Annotated in this window: 1 protein-coding gene; it reads right to left on the reverse strand. The window is 22.7% G+C overall.

Going from position 1 to position 1,083, the window contains the following annotated elements; genetic code table 4:
- Positions 1-122 precede the first annotated feature (122 nt).
- A partial coding sequence (locus D9R21_RS07710; RefSeq protein ID WP_158613991.1) for a hypothetical protein occupies positions 123-1,083 on the reverse strand: 961 nt, incomplete at its 5' end.

Genomic DNA, 1,083 nt, shown 5'->3' on the forward strand with positions numbered 1-1,083 from the left:
CCCTTTGCCATATAAAAAATGTTTCTCCTAACTTTATATATTTAATAATAACCTAGAAAGGTTTTTTATTTCATATTCTCAGTTAAAAGAAACATTGTAATTTAATAATCTCTTTTTATTTTTTAATTTGGTTTAAATGTAATTTTAACTGGATTATCACTTTTATTTCTAATTCCCAATACATTTGAATTATTAATATCTAATATAATATCCTTATCATTACCAAAATATTTTTGTTTTCTATAAGCATCTATATAATAAAACTGTAAAAGTGGCAATATTATTTTTGTAAATCTAATTTTTAATTTCATATCATTTGTATAATATGCCTGCAAATATGTTTCCTTAATTTTATTATTAACTCCATATTTAGGTAAAAATGTTTTTTGCAATAAAAATCTTACACTATTAATAGTTGATGTTTCATATATTGTAGAATACCCTTTAAAAGGTAAACCAGTAGCAACAGCAGTAGCATATTTAGTTTCAGTATCATTTACTTTTATATTTTTAGTATATAAAGTTATGGTATTATCAAAATTAATATTATCAATTTGTGATAAACCAATATTTTTTAAAGTTATATTTTCTAATGAAAATAAATTATTACTACAATCATCAATTCCACTAATTATATCAATATTTCTATTAGGAATAAAATTTTCTATATTTGGTAATCCGCATTCAACTTGTAAATTATTAAGATTACTTATTTCAATAGTTTTATATGAACTAATAAATTTACTAATACTTTGAATAGTTGGATCAATTTGTTTTAAATCAATTTCAATTTCATAATAACCTTTGTATTCTGCTATATCATCAAATATATTAACCATAAACATAGTCCCTATTTGAATATCGGTTATTTTACACTGTGGCTGCGCTGTAATTTTAGCTTTTAATGGTTGGACTACACCAGCGGGCATAATATCTTTTGTATAAGGTTTATAATTATATGGCACTGGTGGTAATACATATTGTGGGTAATTAAATGTTGGTATTTCATAGTCGTGTGGTAATAAGAAGCTAGTTTTATAATTCGTTGTCATATCGCGTAAATAATTATTTAATACGCTTTTT

This window comes from Spiroplasma endosymbiont of Megaselia nigra, assembly GCF_003987485.1.
In the GTDB taxonomy this organism is placed as follows: Bacteria; Bacillota_I; Bacilli_A; order Mycoplasmatales; family Mycoplasmataceae; genus Spiroplasma.